The organism is Mesorhizobium sp. WSM4837 (assembly GCF_055811435.1).
This window is the reverse complement of record NZ_JBVVQE010000162.1, coordinates 1-2713: the sequence shown is the minus strand read 5'-3', so window position 1 is coordinate 2713 and position 2713 is coordinate 1. Positions and strand designations below refer to the sequence as shown.

Below are 2713 nucleotides of genomic sequence, written 5' to 3'. Positions count from 1 at the left end.
CGGCTCTCCGGTCTGACCCCCCCGCCTCAGCCACCCATCCTCTCCTTTTGGTTTTGGGGGGGGGGGCCCCCCCCCCGCGGGGGCCCCCCCCCCCCCCCCCCCCCCCCCCCCCCCCCCGCTTTTCGCGAAGCCGGTAGCTGTCGCCGCGGATGGTGACCACTGTCGAATGATGAAGCAGGCGATCAGGGATCGCGGTTGCCACCACGGGATCGCCAAACACGCTGCCCCATTCGCCCACTGAGCGGTTGGAGGTGATCAGGATCGATCCCCGCTCATAACGCCGCGACACCAGCTGGAAGAACAGATGCGCGGGATTGGCTTCGAACGGGAGATAGCCGAGCTCGTCAATAATCAACAGTTTCGGCCGCGACAGGGTCGTCAGCTGCTTTCGAGTGAACCGTCGCCATGGGCTTTGGCCAGCATCGCCACGAGCGTAGCCGCCGTGACGAACTGGACGCTATGGTTCTGCCGGATCGCCTCGCGCCCGAGAGCCACCGCCAGATGTGTCTTGTCCGTACCCGGAGGTCCAAGGAACAGGACCGTGTCGCCATGAGCAATCCAGCGACAGGTCGCCAGCTCCCGGATCTGCGCTGGTCCAGCGACGGCTGCGCGTTGAAGTCGAAGCCGTCCAATTCACGCACAAACGGGAACTGCGCGAGCTTGGAGAAGCAGCACTCGACGAGATGACGCTGGGCATAGAGGTGCTTGTCGAGCGGATATTTGAGTGAGCGCGATGGAGGTGCTCAAGCCGCCGCGGGAGCGACCAAGGGCTTGATCTTCAGACCCCCTTTTTGGCCCCAGCCGCATGTTGGTGGGCTCGGACGATGGTGGAATCGATGATTAGATATTCAAAGTCCGGATCATCGGACATCGCCTTGAGATGCGTCACCAGATACTCTTGCTGCTCCATCGACTGAAGCGGCGGAATACGCTGTTCCAATCGCCGAATACATCGGGAAGATCGCGCCAGGGAGAGCCCGTTCGCACAATCCATAGGACCGCCTCGACGAACATCCGATTATCGCGGCCCGTCGAGCCCTTCTGATCAGGACCCCCGATGATCAGCGGCGACATCCTATCCCACGCCGCGTCAATCAATATCAACCGATCCATTACACCCAAGGCTGCCTCCAAAAGCAGTCTTGATCATGCTACGGTCAAAAAGGGAATCCTAAGAGTCCACACCACCTATGGGTGCACTCCATTGCTGTCCGCGACTTACTGAAACCGGTGTCCGGGACTTACTGAACACGCACGCTCCTTGCCGCCTCAAGAGTTCTGCCGCGGCGTAAGCCCTAAAAATGCGGCGAACTCGCGCGGGCCCGAGGTCCTGGACGCGCGCGGCAGGCGCAGAAGCGGTGATTGGACCGATGCCGGGAACGCCACGGCGCGCCGTCTGATTGGTGTTTGCGAGAGCAGGAATGGCCTGATCACTTGCCCGATCGCGTCATCGAGTTCATTCAGCCGACTCACCAGAGGCAACAGCGCCGAGCATACGATCGCTGAGACCATGTCGTTACCTTCCACGATGAGAGCCGCCAAGGTGCGGGCATTGTTCGGCGGCGATGATCTCCATTTCAACCAGATGGCTGCGTAGCATTGAGAAGTTGTGTGCCTTGCGCCACCAGAAGTTCGCGCACCTTATGGTGCATGAGCGCAGCCAGGTTCTCGACCGATCGCACCGGTACAAAACGCATGGAGGCCGCGTCACTGCTTCGCAGATGGCCGCGGCATCCGCGGCGTCATTCTTCTCTGGTTGCCGCCCTCGATGCAAGAAGCCTTCCAACCTGATGTTCCCGGTGATCGAGTGCGTTCTACTCTCAGGCCTTGTTGCGGCCTTTCAAGAAGCCGCGGGCCGGTAGGGTGATCTGCGGATCGGGTCCAAATATTCTGCAAAAGCTTTCAAGCTCGGGAATGACGGCTGGTTTTCCTGAGCCAGATCTTTTCGATCATTGTTCCCATTCAGGTCATCGACTTCCTACACCTTCTTCACCGACACCAGTTTGTGTGGTGATGCAGATCCGTCATGCAGCCACAACTCGCGCCGGATTTCGATAATTCTTTGTCATCATCGCCCAGATCGCCCGTGCCATCTTGTGCGATCGCGACCAGCACGAGCTGCTTGCGACACAGCATCCGTGCCAGCGATGATCCCTCGACGATGGATTTGCGGGCCAGCACTGTCAGGCGTAACATTGCACCGATGATCAACAAAGACCGGATATCGGTCTGGCCAAGCCTTCGATACGCGTCCCAAGTCGCTCCTCGCCCCCGGAGGTGTACACGCCAAGTCCGCAGATGCCCAGGAGGTGCGGACACTGCTGGTCGGCCGCAAGCTGTTGCAGGCCAAGCTGGTGGGCCCGCGTCAAAGCCCACCCTGACTATCGGCAGCCCAAGATCGCCAAAATGTTACAACAGCGCCTCTGGCTCGCTCGCTACCTTCATCTCACGCACGATCTTGCCTGATGAATCCACCACGCAAACGCTGCTCAGCTCCAGCGACATATCAATTCCTGCATACACAATGGCCCATGGTTGTCCCTCGCTTGATGCTTGGGGCCGATCCCGTTCAACATCATACTCTGAGGGACAGCCACCTTCTTGGCGATGCGAGGAACGCCGGCTCATTACGGCATCTAGTCTTTGACAATCAGTTCACGAGGCATTCGTGTGAGCGGCTCGTGGCCGCGCTCGGTAACAATGAACGATTGTG

General features: G+C 59.7%; 1 protein-coding gene and 3 pseudogenes. All 4 read right to left on the bottom strand.

All coding sequences use genetic code 11. The features are described 5' to 3' along the window. Positions 1–665: pseudogene (istB, locus tag AC0L3D_RS36285) on the bottom strand (IS21-like element helper ATPase IstB); the annotation flags it as partial. After that, positions 648–1122, bottom strand: a pseudogene (locus AC0L3D_RS36280) (IS5 family transposase); the annotation flags it as partial. The pseudogenes AC0L3D_RS36280 and istB, both read right to left, overlap by 18 nt. A gap of 476 nt (positions 1123–1598) precedes the next feature. Then, positions 1599–1750 (bottom strand): annotated as a pseudogene (locus tag AC0L3D_RS36275) (IS110 family transposase); the annotation flags it as partial. A 239-nt stretch (positions 1751–1989) separates the two neighbouring features. Then, positions 1990–2214, bottom strand: coding sequence for a hypothetical protein (locus tag AC0L3D_RS36270; protein WP_473647484.1), 225 nt, complete (start codon positions 2212–2214; stop codon positions 1990–1992). Positions 2215–2713: the final 499 nt, after the last annotated feature.